Origin of the sequence: Streptomyces sp. NPDC048637 (assembly GCF_040650675.1) — a bacterium.
Taxonomy (GTDB): domain Bacteria; phylum Actinomycetota; class Actinomycetes; order Streptomycetales; family Streptomycetaceae; genus Streptomyces.
Genome location: NZ_JBEZHQ010000027.1, coordinates 1 through 22,742, shown reverse-complemented (window position 1 = coordinate 22,742; position 22,742 = coordinate 1). Strand labels below are relative to the sequence as shown.

Here is a 22,742-nt window from a genome sequence, read left to right as displayed (position 1 = left end):
CCGGTGTCGTCGCAGTCCCCCCACTTATGAGGAGCTGTCATGTCCCGTGTGTCCACCACCCCCGGTAACAATCCGACGACCGCGCACGCCCTGCTCCAGCGCCTGCGGGACCACGGGGTGCAGACCGTTTTCGGTGTGGTCGGCCGGGAGGCCGCGTCCATCCTCTTCGACGAGGTGGAGGGCATCGACTTTGTCCTGACCCGGCACGAGTTCACCGCCGGGGTCGCCGCCGACGTACTGGCCCGGATCAGCGGCCGGCCGCAGGCCTGCTGGGCCACGCTGGGCCCCGGCATGACGAACCTGTCCACCGGTGTTGCCACCTCGATCCTGGACCGCTCGCCGGTCATCGCGCTCGCCGCCCAGTCCGAGTCGTACGACATCTTCCCCAACGACACCCACCAGTGCCTGGACTCGGTCGCCGTGATGCGTCCGATGACCAAGTACGCGGTGGAGCTGCAGCGCCCCGATGACATCACCGACCTCGTGGACTCCGCGGTCGCCGCCGCGACCACCGAGCCGGTCGGCCCCAGCTTCCTCTCGCTCCCGGTCGATCTGCTCGCCGGCGAGGTCGACACCACGCTGGACCGTCCGGCGGTGAGCGCCCCCGGCAAGCCGGTCGGCGCGGTGCAGGACGGCTGGCAGGCCAAGGCGGAGCAGTCCGCCGAGCTGCTCGCGGCCGCCGAGCACCCGGTGCTGGTCGTCGGCGCAGCGGCGATCCGGTCCGGTGCGGTACCGGCCATCCGCGCCCTGGCCGAGCGCCTGAACATCCCGGTCATCACCACCTACATCGCCAAGGGCGTGCTGCCGCACGGCCACCGGCTCAACTACGGTGCGGTCACCGGCTACATGGACGGGATCCTCTCCTTCCCGGCGCTGGAGACCCTGTTCGGCCCCGCGGACCTGATCCTCACCCTCGGCTACGACTACGCCGAGGACCTGCGGCCGTCGATGTGGCAGCGCGGCGGTGCGAAGCAGACCGTCCGGGTCTCGCCGACGGTCAACCCCGTCCCGCGGGTCTACCGGCCCGACGTGGACGTGGTCACCGATGTGCTGGCCTTCGTCGAGCACCTGGAGGCCCACACGGACCAGGTGACGCCGAAGACCCCGCACGACATCGCCCCGCTCCGCGCGCGGATCGCCGAGTTCCTCTCCGACCCCGAGCGCCATGCGGACGGTATGCGGGTCCACCAGGTGATGGACTGCATGAACACGGTGATGGCCGAGAGCGCCGAGCCGGGCGAGGGCACCATCGTCTCCGACATCGGCTTCTTCCGGCACTACGGGGTGCTCTTCGCCCGCGCCGACCAGCCGTTCGGCTTCCTGACCTCGGCGGGCTGCTCCAGCTTCGGCTACGGCATACCCGCCGCGATGGGCGCCCAGCTGGCCCGCCCGGGACAGCCCACCTTCCTCATCGCGGGCGACGGCGGCTTCCACTCGAACAGCTCGGACCTGGAGACCATCGCCCGGCTCAACCTGCCCATCGTCACCGTGGTGGTCAACAACGACACCAACGGGCTGATCGAGCTGTACCAGAACATCGGCCACCACCGCTCCCACGACCCGGCGGTGAAGTTCACCGGCGTCGACTTCACCGAGCTGGCCCGGGCCAACGGTGTGGAGGCGGTGCGGGCCGGCAGCCGCGAGGAGCTGCTCGCCGCGCTGCGCAAGGGTGCCGGTCTCGGACGGCCGTTCCTCATCGAGGTCCCGGTGAACTACGACTTCCAGGCCGGCGGCTTCGCGGCCCTGAGCATCTGACATGGACCGGACCCTGCCCGCCGCCACCGGTTTCCTGGCCGCCGTCCAGCAGGACGGGGGCCGGGCCCCGGCCCCGGTCTTCGCCTCGCTGGGCTCCTGCGACCTGGAGCGGGAGGAACGGCACGGCCACACACTGCACACCGGTCTGCTGCACAGCGGTGCGCCGGAGGCCGCCCGGGCGTACGGACCGGGCTGCGCGGTGGTGTTCGCCGGCGAGCTCTACAACCAGGCCGAGCTGCGGTCGCTGCTGCCGCCCGGCGCCGAGCCGGACGGGGACGCCCAGCTCGTCCGCGCGCTCTTCGGCACCTACGACCTGCATGCGTTCCGGCTGCTCAACGGCCGCTTCGCCGCGCTGGTGCAGGGCGAGGGGCGAGTGCTGCTCGCCACCGACCACGCGGGCTCGGTGCCGCTGTACGTGACGGCCGCGCCGGGCCGGGTGCTGGCAGCCACCGAGGCCAAGGCGCTGCGTACCGCCCCCACCGGGCTTCCGCTGCCCGCCGCCCGCCCGGTCCGCCGCCTGCCCGGGGTCCACCAGGTCCCGGCCGGCACCGTGCTGGAGGTCGCCCTCGGCTCGGGAACCTGCACCGCCCACCGCACCTGGGCACCGCCGCTCTCCCGCCGGATCCTGCCGGAGGACGAGGCGGTGGCGGCCGTCCGCCAGGCCCTGGACCACGCGGTCCGGGTCCGCCTGGGCCCGGCGGTGCCACTGGTGGTGCTCTCCGGCGGTATCGACTCCTCCAGCGTCGCGGCGCTGGCCGCCCACCAGGCGGCCGGCCCGATCGACACCGTCTCGATGGGCACGGACGAGGCCGATGAGTTCCCGCAGGCCCGGGTCGTCGCCACACACCTCGGCACGGCGCACCGCGAACTCACCATCCCCACCTCCGACCTGCTGCGCCACCTCCCGCACACGGTCCGGGCGGCGGAGTCCCTGGACCCCGACATCATCGAGTACCTGCTCCCGCTGACCGCCCTGTACCTGCGGCTGGACGGCACCGGGCGGCGCATCCTCACCGGCTACGGCGCCGACATCCCCCTGGGCGGCATGCACCGCGAGGACCGGCTGCCCGCCCTGGACACCGCGCTCGCCCACGACATGGAGACCTTCGACGGCCTCAACGAGATGTCCCCGGTGCTCTCCGGCATCGGCGGCCACTGGTCCACCCACCCTTACTGGGACCGCGAGGTGCTGGACGTCCTGGTCACCCTGGAGGCGGGGCTGAAGCGCCGCTACGGCCAGGACAAGTGGGTGCTGCGGGCCGCCATGGGCGATGTGCTGCCACAGGAGACCGTGCTGCGCCCCAAGCTCGGGGTGCACGAGGGATCCGGCACCACCTCGTCGTTCAGCCGGCTGCTCACCGGCGCCGGGGTCCCCGAGGGGCGGGTGCACCACGCCAAGCGCCTGGTCGTCCAGGAGCTGTTCGACCAGGTGGTGGTGGCCGGGCGGCACCCGGACGAGGTGGCCACCGAGGAGGCGGTGCAGCTGGTCGTCGACCAGCTGGAGCGCCGCACCCAGCCCATTTCGTGACGATCCATCACCTCGCGCACAAACGAAGGAGCAACCAGGGCGTGGAACGCATCGACACCACCGTCTCCCCCCGCTACGCGCAGCTACCCACCTTCATGCGCCTGCCGCACGATCCCGCCCCCCGCGGCCGGGACGTCGTGGTGATCGGCGCCCCGTACGACGGCGGCACCAGCTACCGGCCGGGGGCCCGCTTCGGCCCCCGCGCCATCCGCAGCGAATCCGGGCTCATCCACGGCGTCGGCATCGACCGCGGACCGGGCACCTTCGACCTGATCAGCTGCGTCGACGCCGGCGATATCGATCTGACCCCGTTCAACATGCACATCGCGATGGAGACCGCGCAGCGGCGGCTGAACGAACTGCTCGCCGACAACGCCGCGTTCCTCATGCTCGGTGGCGACCACTCGCTGACCCTCGCCGCGCTGCGGGCCGTCTCCGCGAAGCACGGACCGCTGGCCGTGCTCCACCTGGATGCCCACAGCGACACCAACCCCGCCTTCTACGGCGGCGAATACCACCACGGCACGCCCTTCCGTCACGCCATCGAGGAGAAGCTGGTCGATCCGCAGCGGATGGTGCAGATCGGCATCCGGGGGCACAACCCGCAGCCGGACTCGCTGGACTACGCCCGCGGGCACGGCGTGCACATCGTCACCGCCGACACCTTCGCCGACCTCGGCAACGACGCCGCCACCCGGCTGGTGCGGGACATCGTCGGCGACGCGCCCCTCTATGTGTCGGTGGACATCGACGTCGTGGACCCGGCCTTCGCCCCGGGCACCGGGACGCCGGCCCCCGGCGGCCCCAGCTCCCGGGAGGTCCTGGCGCTGCTGCGCGGCATCGGGGACCTGCGGCCGGTCGGATTCGACGTCATGGAGGTGTCGCCGCTCTACGACCACGGCGGCATCACGTCCGTCCTGGCCACCGAAATCGGCGCGGAGCTGCTGTACCAGTACGCCCGCGCACACGTCCAAGAGCACTCCTAGGAAAGGAAATCCCCGTGACAGTCGTGGACTGCACCGCTTTCGCCGGTGAGCTGCGCGCCCTCGCCGCGCGGCTGCCGCAGACGCCCCGCGCGGACCTGGCCGCCTTCCTGGAATCCGCGCAGACGGGCGCCACCGCGCTCCCCGGCGCTTTGGCGACCGCGCTGGACACCTTCAACGCCGAGGGCAACCAGGACGGCTATCTGATGCTGCGCGGCCTCCCGGTGGAGGACGAGGCCGCCCTGCCGCCCACCCCGACCACCACCCCGGCTCCCACGGACCGCCCGCTGCTGACCATGGAGGCGATGCTCGGCCTCGTCGGCCGCCGCCTGGGCCTGCACACCGGCTACCAGGAGCTGCGCGCGGGCACCGTCTACCACGACGTGTACCCCTCCCCCGACGCCCACTACCTGTCGTCGGAGACCTCCGAGACGCTGCTGGAATTCCACACGGAGATGGCGTACCACGTCCTTCAGCCCAACTACGTGATGCTGGCCTGCACCCGGGCCGACCACGAGCGCACGGCGGCCACCCTGGTCGCCTCGGTCCGCAAGGCACTGCCGCTGCTCTCTGCCGAGGTGCGCGAGCGGCTCTTCGGACGGAAGATGCCGTGCTGTGTGGATGTGTCGTTCCGTGGCGGGGTGCCGGACCCGGGGGCCATCGCCCAGGTCACCCCCCTGTACGGAAACCCCGAGGATCCCTTCATCGGCTATGACCGTGAGCTGCTCGCCCCCGACGTCCCGGAGGACGTGGCGGCGGTCGCCGCGCTGTCGAAGGCGCTCGACGAGGTCACCGAGGCGGTGTACCTGACGCCCGGTGATGTGCTGATCGTCGACAACTTCCGCACCACGCACGCCCGTACCCCGTTCACCCCCCGCTGGGACGGCCGGGACCGCTGGCTGCACCGCGTCTACATCCGTACCGCCCGCAACGGTCAGCTCTCCGGCGGGGAGCGCGCGGGCGACGTGGTCTCCTTCACCCCGCGCGGCTGAGCACACCACCGCACCGGAGCCGGGCGCGCGGGGGAGGACACCACTCCCCCGCCGCTCGGCTCCGTTCCGCACAGCGGCAGCGGAACATGGTATGGATCAGCAGGACGGCCCAGCGCCGCCCCCACTTCGGCACCCGGGAGACGAACAGGCATGACGGACAGCGAAACCTACGAACCGCGGGGATTCGCGGTGCACACCGCCCCCGTGGGCCTCGGGGACGACGGGCGGGACGACTTCACCGTCCTGCTCTCCACCGCACCCGCCACGGTGAGCGCGGTCTTCACCCGCTCCCGCTTCGCGGGGCCCAGCGTGGTGCTCAGCCGTGCCGCCGCCGCGGACCACCGCGCCCGGGGCGTGGTGGTGCTCGCCCGCAACGCCAATGTCGCCACCGGCGCGGAGGGCGAGCGCAACGCCCGCGAGGTGCGGGCCGCGGTGGCCCAGGCCGCCGGGCTGCCCGAGGAGGAGCTGCTGATCGCCTCCACCGGCGTCATCGGCCGCCAGTACCCGATGCCGGCCCTCCGCGACCATCTGAAGACCCTGACGGTGCCGTTGCCCGACGGCGGCTTCGACCGGGCGGCCCGGGCCATCATGACCACCGACACCCGGCCCAAGCAGGCGGGCCGGCGGATCGGCGACGCCGTCGTGGTCGGTATCGCCAAGGGCGTCGGGATGATGGAGCCCGACATGGCCACCCTGCTCACCTTCTTCGCCACCGACGCGCGGCTGGACCCGGCGGAGCAGGACCGGATCTTCCGCCGGGTGATGGACCGTACGTTCAACGCCGTCAGCATCGACACCGACACCTCCACCAGCGACACCGCGGCGCTGTTCGCCAACGGCCTGGCGGGCGAGGTGGATCCGGCGGCCTTCGAGGAGGCCCTGTACGAGGTGGCGCTGACGCTGGTGAAGGAGGTCGCCCGGGACGGCGAGGGCGCCGGCAAGCTGATCGAGGTACAGGTCAGCGGCGCCCGGGACGACGCGCAGGCCAAGCGGGTCGGCAAGGCCGTGGTCAACTCTCCGCTGGTCAAGACCGCGGTGCACGGCGGGGACCCCAACTGGGGCCGGGTCGCCATGGCGATCGGCAAGTGCTCCGACGACACCGACATCGAGCAGGAACGGGTGGTCATCCGCTTCGGCGAGGTGGCCGTCTATCCGCCCGGCCGGGCGGGCGCGGGGAGCGAGGAGGAGGTGCGGGCCGCGGTCGCCGCCGAGCTGGCCGGCAGCGAGGTGGTCATCGGCATCGAACTCGGCATCGCGGACGGCGCGTTCACCGTGTACGGCTGCGACCTGACCGAGGGCTACATCCGGCTGAACGCCGACTACTCGACCTGACCGCCGCACGACACGAGCGGACGCGGACGGTACCCGGGGTACCGTCCGCGTCCGCTCGTGCGGCCGGGCGTCAGCCGCCGCAGGCCGGTGCCGTCGCGGGGCGGCGGGCCAGCAGCCGGCGCAGCGCACCGCCGACGAACTCCCGGTCGGCGGCGTCCGCCCCGGTCCCCGCGAGATGCCCCCACACCCCCGGAATCACCGCCAGCTCGGCGCGCGGCAGCGCCCGCGCCACCCGTTCCTCGTCCGCGGCGGCGAAGCACTGGTCCAGGGCGCCGGGCAGCAGCGTCGCCTCGGCCGTGACCGAGGCCAGCGCCGCTTCCGCGCTGCCGCCGGCCCCGGGCGTCGCGCCGACATCGGCGCTCTCCCAGGTGCGCACCATGGCCAGCAGGTCAGCGGTGGCCGGGCCGGCGGCGAAGAACTCCTCCCAGAACCCGGTGAGGTAGTCCTCCCGGGTGGCGAAACCCAGCTCCTGGTACGTCTGCCGGGCCCAGAAGGGGTGCGAGGTCCCCCATCCGGCGAAGACCCGGCCGGCGGCCCGCCGCCCCCGCTCGGCGCCGCCGTCGGCGTTCAGCGCGGCGGCCAGCCCGGCGAGGAAGACCTGGTTGTGCTCGCTGGTCACGGGAGAGCCGCAGACCGGCGCGATCCTGCGCACCATCCGCGGGTGCGACACCGCCCACTGGTAGGTGTGCGCCGCGCCCATCGACCAGCCGGTGACCAGGGCCAGTTCCCGGACGCCCAACTGCTCGGTGAGCAGCCGGTGCTGGGCGGCGACGTTGTCCTGCGGGGTGATCAGCGGGAAGCCCGCCCCCGAGGGGTGGTTGCTGGGCGAGCTGGAGATCCCGCTGCCGAACAGCCCCACGGTGATGACGCAGTACCGGCGGGTGTCCAGCGGCCGGCCGTCCCCGATCAGCCAGTCGTAGCCGGTGTGGTCGCCGCCGAAGAACGACGGGCACAGCACGGCGTTGGCGCCGTCCGCGTCCAGTGTGCCGTGCACGGCGTAGCCGACCTCGGCAGCGGTGAGGGTCTCCCCGCTGAGCAGCGGCAGAGCGTCGAGCTCGAAGATGCGGTGCGCCACCGCGGTCCTCCTTGTGGTCCGGTGCGGCCGGCGGTTCGCGGAGCAGTCACCGAGCGCCGGGGGCTGCCCCGCACCGGCCGCCGGGACGGGATGAACTGCGCGTGCCTCAGAGCCAGTTGGGTGCGATCTCGGTGGCCCACAGCTCCAGGCTGCGCATCTGCACGTCGTGCGGGATGAGCCCGGAGTACTGGCACTGCAGCAGGTACTCCGGGTCGTGCTGCGTCACCAGCTTCTCGATCTTTCGGTTGATGTCGTCCGGCGTGCCGACCCACTCCAGGCCCCGGTCGACCAGCGTCCCGTAGTCCGCCCCGATCGGCCCGGTCTCCCCTTCGTTGCGCAGCGCCTCGGTGAAGCCCATGGGGCCGAACCAGTTCTCGAAGATGAAACCGCCGCCGCGGGCCGCCCAGTGGTGGGCCTCATCGGCGTCCCGGGACACCAGGACGTCCTTCATGACGCCCACCCGCTCTCCGCGCCGCAGCGTGCCGTGCCCCGCCGCCTCGGCCTCCTCCTGGTAGAGGTCCATCAGACGGCGGACGACCCGGTCGTCGGTGTTCATCAGGATCGGCACCACGCCCTCCCGGGCACAGAACCGGAAGGTGTCCGCGCTGAAGCTGAACGGCTGGAACACCGGCGGGTGGGGCCGCTGGTACGGCTTGGGGGCGATGCCCACCTCCTGGACCACCCCGTCGTCGTCCAGCCCGCGGCCGTACCGGCGCACCGCCTCGTAGGGGAACTCCAGGTCCTTGGCCGGGATCGTCCACCGCTCGCCGGAGTGCGAGAAGGTCTCGGTCGTCCACGCCTTCTTGAGGATCTCCCAGTGCTCCTCGAAGAGCGCGCGATTGCGCCGGTCGCTCTCGCCGGCGTCGGAGAGCGTGCTGCCCACGCCGTACACCTGGCCCATGATCTCGGCCCAGCGCTTCTGGAACCCCCGCGCGATACCGACGAAGGTCCGGCCGCGGGTCATGTGGTCGAGCATCGCCAGGTCTTCGGCGAGCCGCAGCGGATTGTGGAAGGGCAGGACGTTGGCCATCTGTCCGACCCGGATGTGCTTGGTCTGCATGCCCAGATACAGACCCAGCATGACCGGGTTGTTGGACACCTCGAAGCCCTCGACATGAAAGTGGTGCTCGGTGAAGGACAGGCCCCAGTAACCGAGTTCGTCGGCCGCCTGCGCCTGGCGGGTGAGCTGCCAGAGCATGTTCTGGTAGTTCTGCGGGTTGACGCCCGACATGCCGCGCAGGATCTGGGCATGGCTGCCGACCGTGGGCAGATAGAAAAGGATGGACTTCACCGTGGTCCTCTCGGTTCGCAGCGCCGTCACATGACTGTGTGCTGTAGGCGGCTCGACCGTCCCACCGGGCTCTTGACATCCATTTGATGCGGCGCCTGTCGGATGCCCCGGTCCGGCGGGCCCGGGCGGGGCCGGACGCCGGCCGGGCGCAGCGGGACGTCCAGCGGGTGGCAAGCCGTGACGGGGAGCCTGGGGACGCGCCATCGCCGTCCCGAAGGAGTCCGCCTTGACCTCAGCCCTCTCCGACGCGTCCGGAACGTCCGGCGCCGAACTCGCCGCCACGGACCGCGCCACACTGATCCACCCCACGCTGCCCGCGCACCGCACCGACCGGACCGTGCTGGTCTCCGGCTCCGGCAGCCGGGTCCGCGACTCCCACGGCCGGGAGTATCTCGACGCCTCCGCCGTGCTCGGGGTGAGCCAGGTGGGCCATGGCCGCCAGGAGCTGGCGCAGGCCGCGGCCGAGCAGATGACCCGCCTCGACTACTTCCACACCTGGGGCCCCCTCAGTAACGACCGTGCGGTGGAGCTGGCCGCACGGCTGGCCGGACTGAGCCCGGAGCCACTGCGCCGGGTGTACTTCACCAGCGGCGGCGCGGAGGGCAATGAGATCGCGCTGCGGATGGCCCGCCTCTACCACCACCGGCGCGGCGAGCCGCAGCGGACCTGGATCCTCTCCCGCCGGATGGCCTACCACGGCATCGGCTACGGCAGCGGCGGAGTCTCCGGATTCCCCGTCTACCACGACGGGTTCGGGCCCTCCCTTCCGGACGTCCACTTCCTGACCCCGCCGCATCCGTACCGCCAGGAGCTGTTCAACGGCGCCGAGGTGACCGACTTCTGCCTGGCCGAACTGCGCGACACCATCGAGCGGATCGGCCCGGAGCGGATCGCCGCGATGATCGGCGAGCCGGTCATGGGCGGCGTCGGCGCGGTGATTCCGCCCGCCGACTACTGGCCGCGGGTCGCCGAACTGCTGCGCTCCTACGGCATCCTGCTGATCTCCGACGAGGTGATCACGGCCTACGGGCGCCTCGGGCACTGGTTCGCGGCGGATCACTTCGGCGTGGTCCCCGACATCATGGTCACTGCCAAGGGCCTCACCTCCGGGTATGTGCCGCACGGCGCCGTCCTGACGACCGACGAGGTCGCGTCCGAAGTGACCGGCGACCACGGCTTCCCCGTCGGCTACACCTACACCGGGCATCCGACGGCCTGTGCCGTGGCGCTGGCCAATCTGGACATCATCGAGCGCGAGGGACTGGCGGCCAACGCCGCCGCGGTCGGCGAGCACCTGGGGCGGCGGCTGGCGGAGCTGACCGAACTGCCGGTTGTCGGCGAGGTGCGGCAGCTCGGGCTGATGCTGGGGGTGGAGCTGGTGTCCGACCGGGACAGCCGCCGGCCGCTGACGGGCGGCACCCTCGCCGTGGCGGACGCGCTGCGGGAGCAGGCCGGGATCCTGCTGCGCACCAACCCGAACGCGCTGGTGATCAACCCGCCGCTGGTCTTCAGCCGTGCGGAAGCGGACGAACTCGTGGACGGGCTGCGGTCCGTGCTCAGCCGGACCGGCCCGGACGGGCAGGTGCACTGACCGTACCGGTCCCGCCGCGGTCGCACCCGTCCCCCCGGCGGCCCCGGCGGTCGCACCCGTCCGGCGGCCCCGGTGTGTGGCGGGACGTCAAACGGTTCTGCAAGCGGGTGCCAAGGGCCGCGGGGCAGTCTGGCCGGGCCGTGCCGGGCGGCGGACGTCCGCGCCCCCACGAGCCCGGTCCACTTGCATCCGCACACCCGGAGACCCCATGCCACAGCGCCCGAAAGTCGTCCTCGTCGGCCAGTTGTCCACCTTTCCCTGGGTGTTCGACTCCGCTGAGCGCGCCGGTATCGACCTGGTGCTCGTTCCCAGAGGAGACGACTCCGTGGAGTCCGCCCGGCGCGCGAAGTCGGTGGTCGAGGTCCTGCCGCTGGACATCGACGGGGACCCGGAGTCGGCGCTGTCCACGATCGTCGAGCGCTTCCGGCGCGACCCGTTCGACGGGATCATGGCGGGCAACGAGAAGGTGGTGCCTTTCGTGGCCCGTGCCGCCCGGATGCTGGGACTCCCCGGCCTGCCCGAGGAGGTGGCGGCGGTGGTCCGGGACAAGCACAGCATGCGGCGGCTGCTGCGTGAGGCGGGACTGGGGACGCCCGGCTTCGTCAGCCTGGACCGCCCGGACCGCTGGGCGGACGCCCTGACCCTGCGCTTCCCGGTGGTGGTCAAGCCGGCGAACGGCTACTCCAGCCTCGGCGTGGTCCGCGTGGACGACAAGGACCAGCTGGTGCCGGCCGTCGCCCGGACGTGGGAGCTGTGCGAGACCGAACTGCGGCAGGCCGGCAGGCCGGACGACGAGGTCGCCGTGCTGGTCGAGGAGTACCTGGACGGCCCGGAGGTCGCCGCCGAGTCCCTCGTCCACCACGGCAGGGTGCGGGTCTGCGCCATCGAGTGGAAGGGGGAGATGACCGGGCCCTACTTCGAGGAGACCACGGTACGCGCGCCCGCCCGACTGCCCGCGGACGTACTGGCCGCGATCGAGGAGGAGGTGGTCGGCGCGCACCACGCCTTCGGTGTCACCGAAGGCGCCACGCACACGGAGCTGCGGCTGGTCGGTGGCGTGCGGCCGGTCCTGCTGGAGATGGCCGCGCGCATCGGCGGCGCGGGCGTCAACCACTACCTGACGCACATCGCCGGGGGGATCGACCTGGCTGCCGAGGCGCTGCGCATCCACCTGGGCCAGGAGCCGGTCTGCTGGAGCCAGGAGCCGGTGCCGACCGGTCACGCGGCGGCCTACTCGGTGCCGGTCGGCAAGGGCGGACGGATCGTCCGGGTGCGCGGGCTGGACGCCGTACGCGCCGACCCCCGGGTGGACCACGTGGTGCAGACCGTCAGCCCCGGTGACCTGCTCCGCCCCTACCCGGACTGGGCCGGGTACCCGGCCATCGTGCTGTCCCACCACGAGTCGGACGCCGCCACCGTGGAGTTCCGCGACCACCTCGCGCGGACCCTGCACGTCGAGTACGAGGAGGAGAGCTGAGCACGCAGCAGCCGTACCGCCGGAGGACGCTCATGAAGGGGCTCCGCACCTCCCTGAGCGGGCTGCCGCGCCCGTTCTGGTGGCTCTGGGGCGAGACCCTCATCACCTCCGCGGGCGGGTTCGTGCTGCCCTTCCTGGCGATCTACCTGACCAGCGTGCGCGGGTACTCGGTCGCCTTCGCCAGTGTGGCCCTGACCGTGTTCGGGGTCGGCAGCGGAATCGCCTCGCTGGTCGGCGGTGTGCTGGCGGACCGTCTCGGCCGGCGGTCGGTCCTGCTGGCGAGCGAGGTGCTGGCCGTGGTCGGCATGCTGGCACTCGGCACGGCGCGCACCCAGGCCATGGTGCTGGTCGGCACGCTCGTGGTGGGGGTGGGGCTGAACGCCACCCGGCCGGCGCGGGCGGCGGCCGTTGCGGACCTGGTGGCCGGGGAGGACCGGAACCGGGCCTTCTCGCTGCTCTACTGGGGCACCAACCTGGGGTCCTCCGTCGCCGCGGTCAGCGCCGGGATCGCCGCCGAGCACGGCTTCTTCCTGCTGTTCGCGGTCAATGCGGTCGCCAACCTGGCCGCGGGAGCCGTGGTCTACCGCTGCGTCCCGGAGACCCGCCCGGAGCCGACCGGGCCGCGCCCCGGCACCACGGCCCTGCCGGCCGGGGCCGTCTACCGCGACCGGCCGTTCCTGGTGCTGCTCGGTTCGGTGCTGCTGCTGGGGATACTGTTCCAGCAGCCGCTGGTCGCCCTGCCGCTGACGATGACGGCCGACGGGCTCTCCCCGGCCTCCTACGGACTGGCCATGATGATGAACGGCCTGGTCATCGCGGTCTTCCAGATACCGCTGACCCGCCTCGCGGGGCGTCTGCGCCCCGAGTTCGCGCTGGCCGCGGCCAGCGCGCTCACCGGTATCGGCCTGGGCTGCACCGCCGCCGTCCACTCCGTGCCGGGGTACGCGGCGACCGTGGTGCTGTGGAGCCTGGGTGAGATCGTGATCTGGCCGACCTGCATGACCTTGGTCGCCGCCCTGGCGCCACCCCACCAACAGGGCGCCTACCAGGGCTGGTTCCTTTCCGTGTGGAGCGTCTCCGTGGCCCTGGCACCGCTGCTCAGCTCACAGCTGATCGGGGCCTTCGACGGCACCACCGCGGTCTGGGCGGCCTGCCTGGCCCTGGCCCTCCTGGCTGCCGCCGCCCACCTCCTCCTCGCCCGGCTCCGCCGGCCGGACTTGACGAGGGGAACCGGCTGATCTTGTCGGCATTTCCGGGGCGCGTGCGTTTCTCCGGAGGAGGCGGGGCGGCCGGCTGACCGGCCGCCCCGCCTCACGACGCGTCCCTCACCGCAGTTGCCGGGTGATCTCCTGGGAAAAGGCCGCGACCCGGGTGTAGACGCCGGGCGTGGGGGTGGCGGCATTGCTCTTGGCCAGCCAGCTGACGATCCCGATCAGCTTGCCGCCGGCGACGAGCGGGCCTCCGCTGTCGCCTTCGGCATGGTGGGCGCCGGTGACCGCGTTGTTGGCACAGACGTGCATCGTGGGGCCGAAGTCGCCCCCGGGATTGAGCCGTTGGCATGTCCGGTCGGGCAGGACCCGCAGGTGCGCCGACCGGAGCACGTTCGCCTGGCGGTCCTCGTTGTCCAGCAGGCCCCAGCCGTAGACCCGGGCGCCGGTGCCCGGGCGGTACAGACCGAGGTCGGCAGCCGTGGCCACGGGCAGCGGGGTGTACTTCGGGGGCATGGGCCTATCGAGCGTGAGGACGGCGACATCGTTCTCCAGGTGGCGGCCGAAGCGCGGATGGATCCAGGCCTTGGTCACCTTGCGCATCCGGCCCTCGTGGTGGCGCAGGTCGGTACGGCCGGCGACCACCCCCAGATCGGTGGGGGCCTCGTCAACGACGCAGTGCGCGGCGGTGACGACTTTCGTCGGAGTGACCAGGGTGCCGCCGCAGAATTGCCCCGAACGCGGATAGGTGTCGGTCTGCCGCCACAGGTTGACCGTGACGGTCCATGGTGCCGCTGCCGTGCCGGCTTTCTGTCCGCCGATGACGGCCTGGGCGGTGGGGGCCGGCAGCACGGCGAAGCCGGCGCCGACGAGCAGCGTGAGACATGCCAGGGCCGACCGGCGCAGGTACCTGTGTCGTGTCATCTGAATACTCCCTGCTTCCCGTTATCCGGCGATCCGGCTCTGGAGGAGCGGGTAGTAGGCGGCCGACTTCACGGCGACGCCCGGGTAGAGGCGGCTGGTGCAGCTGCCGCCGCCGCTGATGACGCCGACGAGCCGCCCCTTCACCACGACCGGTCCTCCGCTGTCCCCGCTGCATGCGCTGACTCCGCCCGCCGGGTAGCCGATGCACATCGTGTAGGCCTTGTTGTACCTGCGGGTGCCGTACGCCGTGATGCACTGCTCGTCGCCCCTGTTGGGGATCAGCGCGGTCTGCAGCGGCGGCACCCGGCGGTCGTCGTCGCGGCCCGTCGTGGAGCCCCATCCCAGGACCCTGTTGGGCGTGCCTTCCTCGTACAGCTTCTGCTGTGCCGGGGTGGCGAGCGGCAGGGTCCGGTACGGCATGGGGGCGTTGAGGGTGAGGACGGCGAGGTCGTGCGCGTACGTGGCGCCGTTTCCTTCGGTGTCGGCCTTGGGATGGATCCACAGCTTCGCCACCTTGCGGACGGTGCCCTTGCGGGTGTCCCGCAGGTCTTCCCGCCCGCCCACCACACGAACGCCCTCGATGGTGGCCGGGCTCACGCAGTGGGACGCGGTCAGCACCTTGCGCGGCGCGACCAGCGTGCCCGCGCACTCCGCTTCCTTCACGTCCTGCGACGTCAGAGCGACCGTCCAGGGATATTTCTTGATCTCGGCGCGGTCTCCCCCGACGACCGCGGCGGCGGGCGGGGTGGCTGACACCACCAGCGCCGCCCCCGCCAGGACCGCGCCCGCCACGATGCCGTGGCGCCTTCTCGCTTTGCTCATGGAGCCTCCATTGGCGATCGAACAAAGTCGCCCATGGAGAGGCTGTGGAGGGCAGCGCGGTTGCCTGACACGGCGGACGGGCCACGCATGGCGAGAACTGCCCGCCGGACAACGGCCGTTGACCGATCAAGGGCCGCCGACGAACAAGATCACATGGGCGTGCCCGTCGAGTGCCACCCCGCACCCCACTCCCCCGCACCGCACTCCCCTGCACCGCATGACTCTTGCTGTGTAAGATAGTGCGCCATGGAGGAGGCATCCGCTCCACGCGCCCAGTGGCTCAGCTGCGTGCTGGGCATGTGCCGATCCCCAGTCACCCACACCGCGGAGAAACCATGACGCCGACTGTCGAAACCGTGATCCCCCAGGCCATGGCGACATGGCGCCGCCTCGGGGTCGATGAGGACACAGCCGCCGAGATGGCCGAGGATCTGGCCGCCGACCTGACCGCCGCAGCACACGACGGCCGGGACGCCGGTGCGGTCATCGGGGACGACGTGGACGCGCTCGCCACCTCCTGGGCGGTCGAGCGCGGACTGCCGCCCCTGCACTGGCGCGTGAAGGAAACCGCGGTCGCCGCGGCCGGAGGAGCCTTCGTGCCGGCCATCCTCGCGCTGGTGTTCTGCTTCCTGTCGTGGGATCACACCTTCGACCCCTGCGCGAGCTGGGCCGAACCTGGCGGAGGGACGCCGGGCACCTGCCGCAGCACCCTCGAATCCCCCTGGATGTGGGCCGGCTGGGCCGGCTGGGCCGGCTGCGCGCTCCTCGCCTTCTTCATGATCCGGCGCACCGTGAGCGTGACGCTCCAGCACCATCTCGCCCCCGCGCGCGAGGCGACCCTGCGGGCCCTGCCCAAGGCCCTGCCCGTCATCATCGTGGCAGGGGCCCTGGTGGGCGGGGGGATCGGCCTGCTGGGCGAGCCCGTACTGGGGTATTTCGCCATCCTGGCCCTGCCGGTCGCGCTGGTCGGCATGCTCGGCACCGTCGCAGCGGGAGCTGCCCTGCTCCGGCACCGGACCTGCCCGACGAAGGAATTCCCGGCGCAGCAGCCAAGGCCCGGACGCCGCCACCTTTGACTCGTCGGTGTTGAAGAAGCTGCTGACGGACGGGTGGCCCGCACGGTCGGCATGGACGAGCCGGCCGTCCCTCCGCACGCTGCAACGGCCCCAGATACGGATCTCGGGGTTGGCGCCGAGTTCACTCGTCGGCAGCTCCACAACCGTCGAGAACACGTTGGCCTCCGTGTTCGAGTCCACACCGGTCCACGGCGAAGGGCCGCCGAGATGAGGCGCGGTGATATCGATCGGATTCAGGGCTTGCCGGCCTTCCCGGTGCACGCAGATTCCCCACGCTGCGTTATCGGCAACAACAAGACAACGACCGGGTCACTCTGGCCGTCCGCCTCGCGCCCTTTTGTCCGCGACTCAAGGAAACGTAATATCACCTGGTCATCATCGCGACGGGAGACAGGAAGCCGGTGAGAATCCGGCACGGTCCCGCCACTGTGACCGGGGAGTGGACCCTCGACAACGCCACTGCGCGCAGCGCGGGAAGGCGGGGGGAACGTCGATCCGGGAGTCAGGAAACTGGCCTGTCGCGGGCCCGTTCCGAGGAGCGCGGACTCCCCAGGAGGCTTTACGTGTACGACCGCATGCCCCGTCCCTCTTTCTCTCCCCCGTCTGCTCCGCTCCGCCGCGCCCTGTGCGCCGCCGCTGCGGCCGCCGCCCTGCTGTCCGGCTGTGGCACGACCTCGGGCAGCCCCGGAGACGGGAAGCCCGCCGCCTCCCCGGCGAAGGGCTTCCCGGTCACGATCGACAACTGCGGTACCCGTACGACCTACAAGAGGCCGCCGGCAAGGGCGGTCACCATCCATCAGCACCCGGCCGAGCTGATGCTCGCGCTCGGGCTCAAGGAGCGGATGGCCGGAACGTCCTTCCCTGACTCGGCCGTCCTTCCTCAGCTCAAAAAGGACTTCAACTCCCTGCCGGAGCTGGCGAAGAAGGAACCGTCGTTCGAGACCGTCCTGGAGAAGGAGCCGGACTTCGTCTACGGCGGCTACGGCAGCGCGTTCGCCGAGAACGAGGGCCGCTCCCGCAAGGCGTTCACCGACGCCGGTATCGACACCTACCTCAACCGCGAGTACTGCGGCAAGAAGCAGGTGTCCGTGACGGACATCTACGCCGAGATCCGCACCATCGGCACGATCTTCGGCGTACCGGAGCGGGCCGACAAGCTGGTCGCCGACCTCCAGGGGCGGATCGCCAAGACGGAAAAGGCGGTCAAGGGCGCACCGGCCGTGCCGGTGTTCGTGTACGACAGCGGCGACAAGACGGCGTTCACCCCGGGCGGCAAGAGCCTCGGCACCGAGCTCATCCGGCTCGCCGGCGGACGGAACATGTTCGCGGACCTGGACGACGTCTTCGGTGACGCGTCCTGGGAGCAGGTCGTCGCCCGCAAGCCCGAGGTGATCGCGATCTATGACTACGCGGGCACCGGAAGCGTCGAGCAGAAGAAGAAGTTCCTGCTCTCGCAGCCCGCCCTCGCCGACGTCCCCGCCGTGAAGAACAAGCGGTTCGTCGTGCTGCCGCTGACCGCCACGCTGGTCGGTGTCCGAGCGCCGTACGCGGTCGAGGACCTGGCCCGCGGGCTGCACCCGGAGAGGTTCCGGTGACGGCCCCTGCACAGACCGCTCCCCCCACCACTCCGGTCGCAGGCGGCAGCGGCGGTGCGGACCGGCCGCGCCGATGGTCCTTCGCCGTCGCCCTCGCCGTCCTCGGTGCTCTGCTGCTGCTGTCCGTCACGGCGGGGATGGCCATCGGGTCGGTGCAGGTGCCGCCCGGTGAGGTGTGGGGCATCGTGACGCACGCGCTGGGCGCCGACTGGTCGGAGCCGGTCTGGTCCAAGGCGCGCGAGACGATCGTGCTGGAGGTACGGGCACCACGGGTGCTGCTCGGGGCGGTGACGGGTGCGGGGCTCGCTGTGGTGGGCGCCGCCATGCAGGCGCTGGTGCGCAACCCGCTGGCGGAGCCGTATCTGCTGGGGGTTTCCTCGGGTGCGTCCCTGGGCGCCGTCATGGTGATCGTCTTCGGGGTGACCCTGTTCGGGCCGGTGTCGCTGTCGGCCGCCGCGTTCGCCGGGGCGCTGCTGACGCTCCTCCTCGTGTACTCGACGGCCCGCGCGGGCGGGCGCATCACGTCCGCGCGGCTGGTGCTTTCGGGGGTGGCGGTCGCGGCCGTCCTCACCGCGGTGATGGACCTGTTGCTGCTGACCACCGACCGGGGCAACGAGGCGCGAGCGGTCCTCGCCTGGACCCTGGGGGGTCTCGGCGGCGCGCAGTGGGACACGCTGTGGCTGCCGGGCGCGGCGCTGCTGCTGGGCATCGTCGTCCTGCTGGTCCAGGCCCGGTTTCTGAACCTGTTGCTGGCGGGCGAGGAGGCGGCCACGACGATGGGGCTGGACGTGGCCCGGTTCCGGGCCCGGATGTTCGTCCTGCTCTCCCTCGTCACCGGAGTGCTGGTGGCGGCGGCCGGGCCGATCGGCTTCGTCGGGCTGATGCTGCCGCACATCGTGCGGCTGTTCGTGGGCGGTGACCACCGCCGTGTGCTGCCGACGGCCGCGCTGGCCGGAGCGGTGTTCCTGATCTGGGCCGACGTCGCGGCACGGACGGTCGCCGCCCCGATGGAGATCCCCGCCGGCGTACTGACGGCCCTGTGCGGCGGGCCGTTCTTCCTGTGGCTGATGCGCCGGGACGCCCGGCGGAGCACCGACCGAGGAGTGGGATGACCGCGACCGAACTCGCCGTGGAGAGCGTCACTCTCACCGCCGGCGCACACCACCTGGTGCGTGCTGTCTCGCTGACGGCCCGGCCGGGTGAGGTGGTCGGGCTGGTCGGCCCCAACGGCAGTGGCAAGTCCAGCCTCCTGCGCGCCGTCTACCGCGTCCTGCGCCCCGACGCCGGGTGCATACGCGTGGACGGCGCCGACGCCTGGTCACTGCCGGTGCGCCGGCTGGCCCGCACGCTGGCCGCAGTGGTCCAGGAGTCGGGTGCGGACTTCGACCTGACCGTGCGGGAGGTCGTCGCGATGGGCCGCACACCGCACAAACGGCTGCTCGACGGCGACACCGCCGAGGACGCCCGGCTCATCGCGTCGGCCCTGGAATCGGTGGACGCCGCCGGCCTGGCGGACCGGCCCTTCGACCGGCTCTCCGGGGGTGAGCGCCAGCGGGCGCTCATCGCCCGCGCCCTGGCCCAGCAGCCCTCCCTGCTCGTCCTCGACGAACCGACCAACCACCTGGACATCCGGCATCAGTTGGAGGTGCTCGGCATCCTGCGGCAACTCCCCGCCACGGTCCTGGTGGCCCTGCACGACCTGAACCTCGCCGCGTACTACTGCGACCACCTCTACGTCCTGCGCGACGGCGAGGTGACCGCCTCGGGGCCGCCCGCCTCGGTACTGACCCCCGAGCTGCTGGCCGAGGTGTACGGCGTAGCGGCCGAGGTCGTCGTCCACGCGCGCACGGGAGCACCCCAGGTGACCTTCCTCCCGGGGAAGCCCGTTCAGCCGGCCATGGCGGGGGCGGAGCACTCCGGCCCGTGATCCTGGCGTGCACTCGTGACGCCGACCGCGGTTCAGCGGGCGGTGGTGTCGAGGTGACAGGTCCGGACGGAGTGATCAGGCAGGTGCCTTCTCGCGGTTGAGGACGCACTCGTCGCAGTAACCGACGCCCGGGACTCGGTAGTAGAGGCAGCAATTGCGGCGACGGTAGGCGAGGGGGTGGACCGTGAGGGTGCCCGCGCTCTTGAGGGGCTCCCGTTCCAGCAGGGCAGTGACGAGCGGGAGCGGCGGGTGCGGGGCATCCGGGGCGCGGGCGTCCAGCGTGTGTACGGCTCCCACGAGCGTGGCGGCGGCGTTGCCCCGTAGCACCTGTGGGGAGAGTCTGAAGTGCCGCCGCATCGCCTCGTCCAGCGGCAGCAGGTTGCGTACGACGACGCTCTCGTACAGGGCGTCGGGCACCTCATCACCACGGGCCGCCGCGACCCGCTCGGGCAGCCACAGGTCGATCGGGCCGGACTGGGCCGCGCGCCACCACAGCCGCTCGGGCGCGAGGTCGGGTACCTCACCGGTCAGCGCGGTGACGGCCAGGGCGACCGACCACAGCCGGGCCGCCGTTCCGATGTGGAGGGTCGAGGCCGCCACCCGCCGCTGATCGGTGCCCAGCCGCAGGCCCACGGCCTCGACGGCCCCCTCCAGCACCGCCTGCTCCCCGTACAGGTCCGTGAGCGGCAAGAAGTCCGCGGCGTCGGTCCGCGGTCCGCAGGACACGGCGAAGTAGCGACCGACGGCGGAGACCTGAGCGAGTGTGTCGGTGGTCATCAGCTGAATACTGCCCGGGCCGGTGCGTGGAGGGAAGCGCGGGGTGTGCCTGGTGGCGGCCGCTTGCCCGGGCGGTGCCGGGGGCTGCCCTTTCCGGCGCATTGCCACCGGGTGCGGACCCCGGCCTCCGGCTACGCCTCACGTAGGAGGGATCCGGCGTTGCCTGATACCAGCGGGCGATCGGGGGAGGCGCTTTCGACGGACGCACCGGGGAAGTGGCGCCTCTTAGCGTGAGGTTGTCCCGCCAGGGGGCGTCGCGAAAGGAATGCAAGCATGATCGAAGTAACGGGTCTGTCCAAACGCTATGGCGACAAGGTGGCCGTGGACGACCTGAGTTTCCGGGTCCACCCTGGACGGGTAACGGGCTTTCTCGGCCCCAACGGCGCGGGGAAATCCACCACTCTGCGGATGATCGTCGGCCTGGACCGGCCGACCTCCGGTACCGCGACGGTGTGCGGCCGCCCCTACCGCGACCTCGCCCGTCCGCTGCGTACGGTCGGTGCCCTGCTGGAGGCCAAGGCCGTGCACAGCGGCCGCACCGCCCGGGAGCATCTGCGCGGGCTCGCCGCCTCCAACCACCTGCCACGACAGCGGGTCGACGAGGTGCTGGCGATGGTCGGCCTGACCGGGACGGCGCGACGGCGGGTGGGCGGCTTCTCCCTCGGTATGGGCCAGCGCCTGGGCATCGCGGCCGCACTGCTGGGCGATCCGGAGATCGTCATCCTGGACGAGCCCGTCAACGGCCTGGACCCCGAGGGGATCCAGTGGGTGCGCGAGCTGATGCGCGGTATGGCCGACGAGGGCCGTACCGTCCTGGTCTCCTCCCATCTGATGAGCGAGATGCAGGACACCGCGGACCATCTGATCGTCATCGGCCGCGGCCGGCTGGCGGCCGACAGCTCGATGACCGAGTTCCTCGGGCGCAGTGCCCACAACGGCGTGGTGGTCCGCACCCCGCATGCCGCGCAGCTCGTTCCGCTGCTGCGACGCGAGGGGGGCGCCGTGGAGCCCCACCCGCACCGGGCCGGCGAACGGGCAGGCGAACGGGCCGAGGACGCTCCCTTGGTGGTCAAGGGGCTGGACGCCCGGCGGATCGGTGAGCTGGCCGGGCAGAACGGGCTGTGGCTCCATGAGCTGGCCCCCAGCGGGTCTCCTTGCAGGAGGCCTTCATGGAACTCACCGCAGATGCCGTCGAATACCGCGTGAAGCACGGAGAGCGAGTCGCATGAACAGGGTGACGACACAGACCCCGGCCGCCTCGCCCGCCGCGGCGGGGAACGGCCCGAGCGCCTGGCCGCAGTTCACCGGTGCGGTGGCCTTCGAGTGGATCAAGATCCGGTCGACCGGTCGACGTGGTGGACCTGGCTGGCGGCCGGCTTCGTCACGATCGGAGCGGGTCTGCTGGGGGCCGGCAACGCGGCGCCGGGCGAACCCGCCGGGGCGGTGGTGGGCAAGACCCTCGGGGGGATCGCGCTCGGGCAGATCGTGGTCTGCCTCTTCGGGGTCCTGACCGCCACCTCCGAGTACGGCACCGGCTCGATCCGCAGCACCTTCACCGCCCTGCCCCGCCGCCCCCGGCTGCTGGTGGCCAAGGCCCTGGTCGTCCTCGCCGTCTCCACGGTGCTCGGGACGCTCATCCTCGTCAGCACGCTCCTGGCCGGGTCCCTCATGCTGGCGCCGGGCGTCGCCGAACCGTCCCTCGCCGATGCATCGGTACTGCGCGCGGTGCTGGGCGGCGGCTGCTACCTGGGACTCCTGGGCGTGTTCTCGCTCGCGCTGGGGCTGGTGCTGCGGGCCACGGCGGGCGGGATCACCGCGGCCACCAGCATCACCTTCATCCTCCCCAACATGCTGGCGCTGGTGGGCGAGACCGGCGAGGTCCTGAACAAGTGGTGGCCGACGGTCGCGGGCGCGCAGATCCTGCAGCTGATGCCCACCCACGGCGACCTGGCGCCCCTCCCGGGGTTCGGCTACTTCGCGCTGATCACGGTGATCACGTTCGCCGGCGCGGTGGCCCTGACCGAGCGGCGGGACGCCTGACCCTCCCACCCCGCCGGCCGCGGACCTGCCCATCCCCCCAGGGCAGGGCCACGGCCGGCGGCCTCCCCCGGGCGGCGCGGCCACCGAGGTCGCCGCTGCCCCGCCCCGAGTTCACGCCGAGATCGGCGCCGGTCTGCACATGGGCGAGTCCACGGTGAAGACCCATGTCAGCCGGCTGCTGGCGAAACTGCAGTGCGCCAACCGCGTCCAGGCCGCCATCCTCGCCCACGACGGCGGCTTCCTCGACGCCTAGATGTACTGACCGGAGACGTTGATTGAGAGCAGGCCGTTCTGATCGGTCACGTGGCTGGGGTCGAGTGTCTTTCAGCCAGGTCTCTGGCGAGCCGGC

At 71.9% G+C, this 22,742-nt stretch carries 18 protein-coding genes, 2 pseudogenes and 1 riboswitch; of the genes and pseudogenes, 15 read left to right on the top strand and 5 right to left on the bottom strand.

Annotation, left to right across the window (positions count from 1 at the left end):
- Nucleotides 1–39 precede the first annotated feature (39 nt).
- The 5 genes from AB0C46_RS28160 to argJ all read left to right on the top strand — a co-directional run bounded on the left by AB0C46_RS28160 (nt 40) and on the right by argJ (nt 6,590).
- Nucleotides 40–1,755 carry a thiamine pyrophosphate-binding protein gene (locus AB0C46_RS28160; protein ID WP_362831175.1) on the top strand — a complete coding sequence of 572 codons (1,716 nt, stop codon included), beginning with the start codon at nt 40–42 and terminating at the stop codon, nt 1,753–1,755.
- Nucleotide 1,756: 1 nt separating this feature from the next.
- Nucleotides 1,757–3,283: an asparagine synthase-related protein gene (locus tag AB0C46_RS28155; protein ID WP_362831174.1), complete on the top strand. Its 1,527-nt coding sequence runs from the start codon at nt 1,757–1,759 to the stop codon at nt 3,281–3,283.
- Between the two features lie 41 nt (nt 3,284–3,324).
- Entirely contained in the window at nt 3,325–4,269 is a 945-nt protein-coding gene (gene speB / locus AB0C46_RS28150) for an agmatinase (protein ID WP_362831172.1), read from the top strand.
- A gap of 14 nt (nt 4,270–4,283) precedes the next feature.
- Entirely contained in the window at nt 4,284–5,258 is a 975-nt protein-coding gene (gene cs1 / locus AB0C46_RS28145) for a clavaminate synthase Cs1 (RefSeq protein WP_362831171.1), read from the top strand.
- 150 nt (nt 5,259–5,408) lie between these two features.
- Complete coding sequence (gene argJ / locus AB0C46_RS28140) at nt 5,409–6,590, top strand: bifunctional glutamate N-acetyltransferase/amino-acid acetyltransferase ArgJ (protein WP_362831169.1); 1,182 nt, start codon at nt 5,409–5,411, stop codon at nt 6,588–6,590.
- A 70-nt stretch (nt 6,591–6,660) separates the two neighbouring features.
- On the opposite strand, the gene AB0C46_RS28135 is transcribed toward argJ, so the two are convergent.
- Both AB0C46_RS28135 and AB0C46_RS28130 read right to left on the bottom strand, forming a co-directional pair.
- Complete coding sequence (locus AB0C46_RS28135) at nt 6,661–7,665, bottom strand: alpha/beta fold hydrolase (protein ID WP_362831168.1); 1,005 nt, start codon at nt 7,663–7,665, stop codon at nt 6,661–6,663.
- A gap of 106 nt (nt 7,666–7,771) precedes the next feature.
- Nucleotides 7,772–8,956 (bottom strand): LLM class flavin-dependent oxidoreductase, encoded by a 1,185-nt coding sequence (locus AB0C46_RS28130; RefSeq protein ID WP_362831166.1) that lies wholly within the window; start codon nt 8,954–8,956, stop codon nt 7,772–7,774.
- A 226-nt stretch (nt 8,957–9,182) separates the two neighbouring features.
- Between AB0C46_RS28130 and AB0C46_RS28125 the strand changes: the two genes are divergently transcribed.
- From AB0C46_RS28125 to AB0C46_RS28115, 3 genes are all read left to right on the top strand, one after another.
- Nucleotides 9,183–10,547, top strand: coding sequence for an aspartate aminotransferase family protein (locus tag AB0C46_RS28125; RefSeq protein ID WP_362831164.1), 1,365 nt, complete (start codon nt 9,183–9,185; stop codon nt 10,545–10,547).
- 208 nt (nt 10,548–10,755) lie between these two features.
- Nucleotides 10,756–12,024 carry an ATP-grasp domain-containing protein gene (locus AB0C46_RS28120; RefSeq protein WP_362831162.1) on the top strand — a complete coding sequence of 423 codons (1,269 nt, stop codon included), beginning with the start codon at nt 10,756–10,758 and terminating at the stop codon, nt 12,022–12,024.
- 32 nt (nt 12,025–12,056) lie between these two features.
- Complete coding sequence (locus AB0C46_RS28115; RefSeq protein WP_362831160.1) at nt 12,057–13,262, top strand: MFS transporter; 1,206 nt, start codon at nt 12,057–12,059, stop codon at nt 13,260–13,262.
- A gap of 87 nt (nt 13,263–13,349) precedes the next feature.
- Here the strand turns inward: AB0C46_RS28115 and AB0C46_RS28110 are convergent, their stop codons facing one another.
- Both AB0C46_RS28110 and AB0C46_RS28105 read right to left on the bottom strand, forming a co-directional pair.
- Complete coding sequence (locus tag AB0C46_RS28110) at nt 13,350–14,156, bottom strand: serine protease (RefSeq protein ID WP_362831158.1); 807 nt, start codon at nt 14,154–14,156, stop codon at nt 13,350–13,352.
- A gap of 21 nt (nt 14,157–14,177) precedes the next feature.
- Nucleotides 14,178–14,978, bottom strand: coding sequence for a serine protease (locus AB0C46_RS28105; protein ID WP_362831156.1), 801 nt, complete (start codon nt 14,976–14,978; stop codon nt 14,178–14,180).
- 335 nt (nt 14,979–15,313) lie between these two features.
- On the opposite strand from AB0C46_RS28105, the gene AB0C46_RS28100 reads away from it, so the two are divergent.
- The 4 genes from AB0C46_RS28100 to AB0C46_RS28085 all read left to right on the top strand — a co-directional run bounded on the left by AB0C46_RS28100 (nt 15,314) and on the right by AB0C46_RS28085 (nt 19,576).
- Entirely contained in the window at nt 15,314–16,054 is a 741-nt protein-coding gene (locus AB0C46_RS28100) for a hypothetical protein (protein ID WP_362831154.1), read from the top strand.
- A 352-nt stretch (nt 16,055–16,406) separates the two neighbouring features.
- Nucleotides 16,407–16,588: riboswitch (cobalamin riboswitch) on the top strand.
- 41 nt (nt 16,589–16,629) lie between these two features.
- The gene (locus AB0C46_RS28095; protein WP_362831305.1) at nt 16,630–17,649 is read left to right on the top strand and encodes an ABC transporter substrate-binding protein; all 1,020 of its coding nucleotides are present in this window, start codon (nt 16,630–16,632) and stop codon (nt 17,647–17,649) included.
- On the top strand, nt 17,646–18,761 hold the full coding sequence (locus tag AB0C46_RS28090; protein WP_362831153.1) for an iron ABC transporter permease: 1,116 nt from the start codon (nt 17,646–17,648) through the stop codon (nt 18,759–18,761). Before AB0C46_RS28095 ends, AB0C46_RS28090 begins: the two co-directional genes overlap by 4 nt.
- Nucleotides 18,758–19,576, top strand: coding sequence for an ABC transporter ATP-binding protein (locus AB0C46_RS28085; RefSeq protein ID WP_362831152.1), 819 nt, complete (start codon nt 18,758–18,760; stop codon nt 19,574–19,576). Before AB0C46_RS28090 ends, AB0C46_RS28085 begins: the two co-directional genes overlap by 4 nt.
- 75 nt (nt 19,577–19,651) lie before the next feature.
- Here the strand turns inward: AB0C46_RS28085 and AB0C46_RS28080 are convergent, their stop codons facing one another.
- Nucleotides 19,652–20,353, bottom strand: a complete 702-nt coding sequence (locus tag AB0C46_RS28080) for a (2Fe-2S)-binding protein (RefSeq protein WP_362831150.1) — start codon at nt 20,351–20,353, stop codon at nt 19,652–19,654.
- Nucleotides 20,354–20,626: 273 nt separating this feature from the next.
- On the opposite strand from AB0C46_RS28080, the pseudogene AB0C46_RS28075 reads away from it, so the two are divergent.
- The 3 genes and pseudogenes from AB0C46_RS28075 to AB0C46_RS28065 form a co-directional block, all read left to right on the top strand.
- A pseudogene (locus tag AB0C46_RS28075) lies at nt 20,627–21,582 on the top strand (ABC transporter ATP-binding protein).
- A gap of 94 nt (nt 21,583–21,676) precedes the next feature.
- Nucleotides 21,677–22,393 carry an ABC transporter permease gene (locus AB0C46_RS28070; protein ID WP_362831149.1) on the top strand — a complete coding sequence of 239 codons (717 nt, stop codon included), beginning with the start codon at nt 21,677–21,679 and terminating at the stop codon, nt 22,391–22,393.
- Nucleotides 22,394–22,505: 112 nt separating this feature from the next.
- Nucleotides 22,506–22,646 (top strand): annotated as a pseudogene (locus AB0C46_RS28065) (LuxR C-terminal-related transcriptional regulator); the annotation flags it as partial.
- Nucleotides 22,647–22,742 lie beyond the last annotated feature (96 nt).

Bases quoted from the DNA above. Each gene is read 5' to 3' on its own strand.
- AB0C46_RS28085 (WP_362831152.1), top strand. From the start codon at position 18,758: ATGACCGCGACCGAACTCGCCGTGGAGAGCGTCACTCTCACCGCCGGC.
- AB0C46_RS28120 (WP_362831162.1), top strand. From the start codon at position 10,756: ATGCCACAGCGCCCGAAAGTCGTCCTCGTCGGCCAGTTGTCCACCTTT.
- AB0C46_RS28095 (WP_362831305.1), top strand. From the start codon at position 16,630: ATGCCCCGTCCCTCTTTCTCTCCCCCGTCTGCTCCGCTCCGCCGCGCC.
- argJ (WP_362831169.1), top strand. From the start codon at position 5,409: ATGACGGACAGCGAAACCTACGAACCGCGGGGATTCGCGGTGCACACC.
- AB0C46_RS28105 (WP_362831156.1), bottom strand. From the start codon at position 14,978: ATGAGCAAAGCGAGAAGGCGCCACGGCATCGTGGCGGGCGCGGTCCTG.
- AB0C46_RS28160 (WP_362831175.1), top strand. From the start codon at position 40: ATGTCCCGTGTGTCCACCACCCCCGGTAACAATCCGACGACCGCGCAC.
- AB0C46_RS28155 (WP_362831174.1), top strand. From the start codon at position 1,757: ATGGACCGGACCCTGCCCGCCGCCACCGGTTTCCTGGCCGCCGTCCAG.
- AB0C46_RS28100 (WP_362831154.1), top strand. From the start codon at position 15,314: ATGACGCCGACTGTCGAAACCGTGATCCCCCAGGCCATGGCGACATGG.
- AB0C46_RS28115 (WP_362831160.1), top strand. From the start codon at position 12,057: ATGAAGGGGCTCCGCACCTCCCTGAGCGGGCTGCCGCGCCCGTTCTGG.
- AB0C46_RS28110 (WP_362831158.1), bottom strand. From the start codon at position 14,156: ATGACACGACACAGGTACCTGCGCCGGTCGGCCCTGGCATGTCTCACG.
- AB0C46_RS28080 (WP_362831150.1), bottom strand. From the start codon at position 20,353: ATGACCACCGACACACTCGCTCAGGTCTCCGCCGTCGGTCGCTACTTC.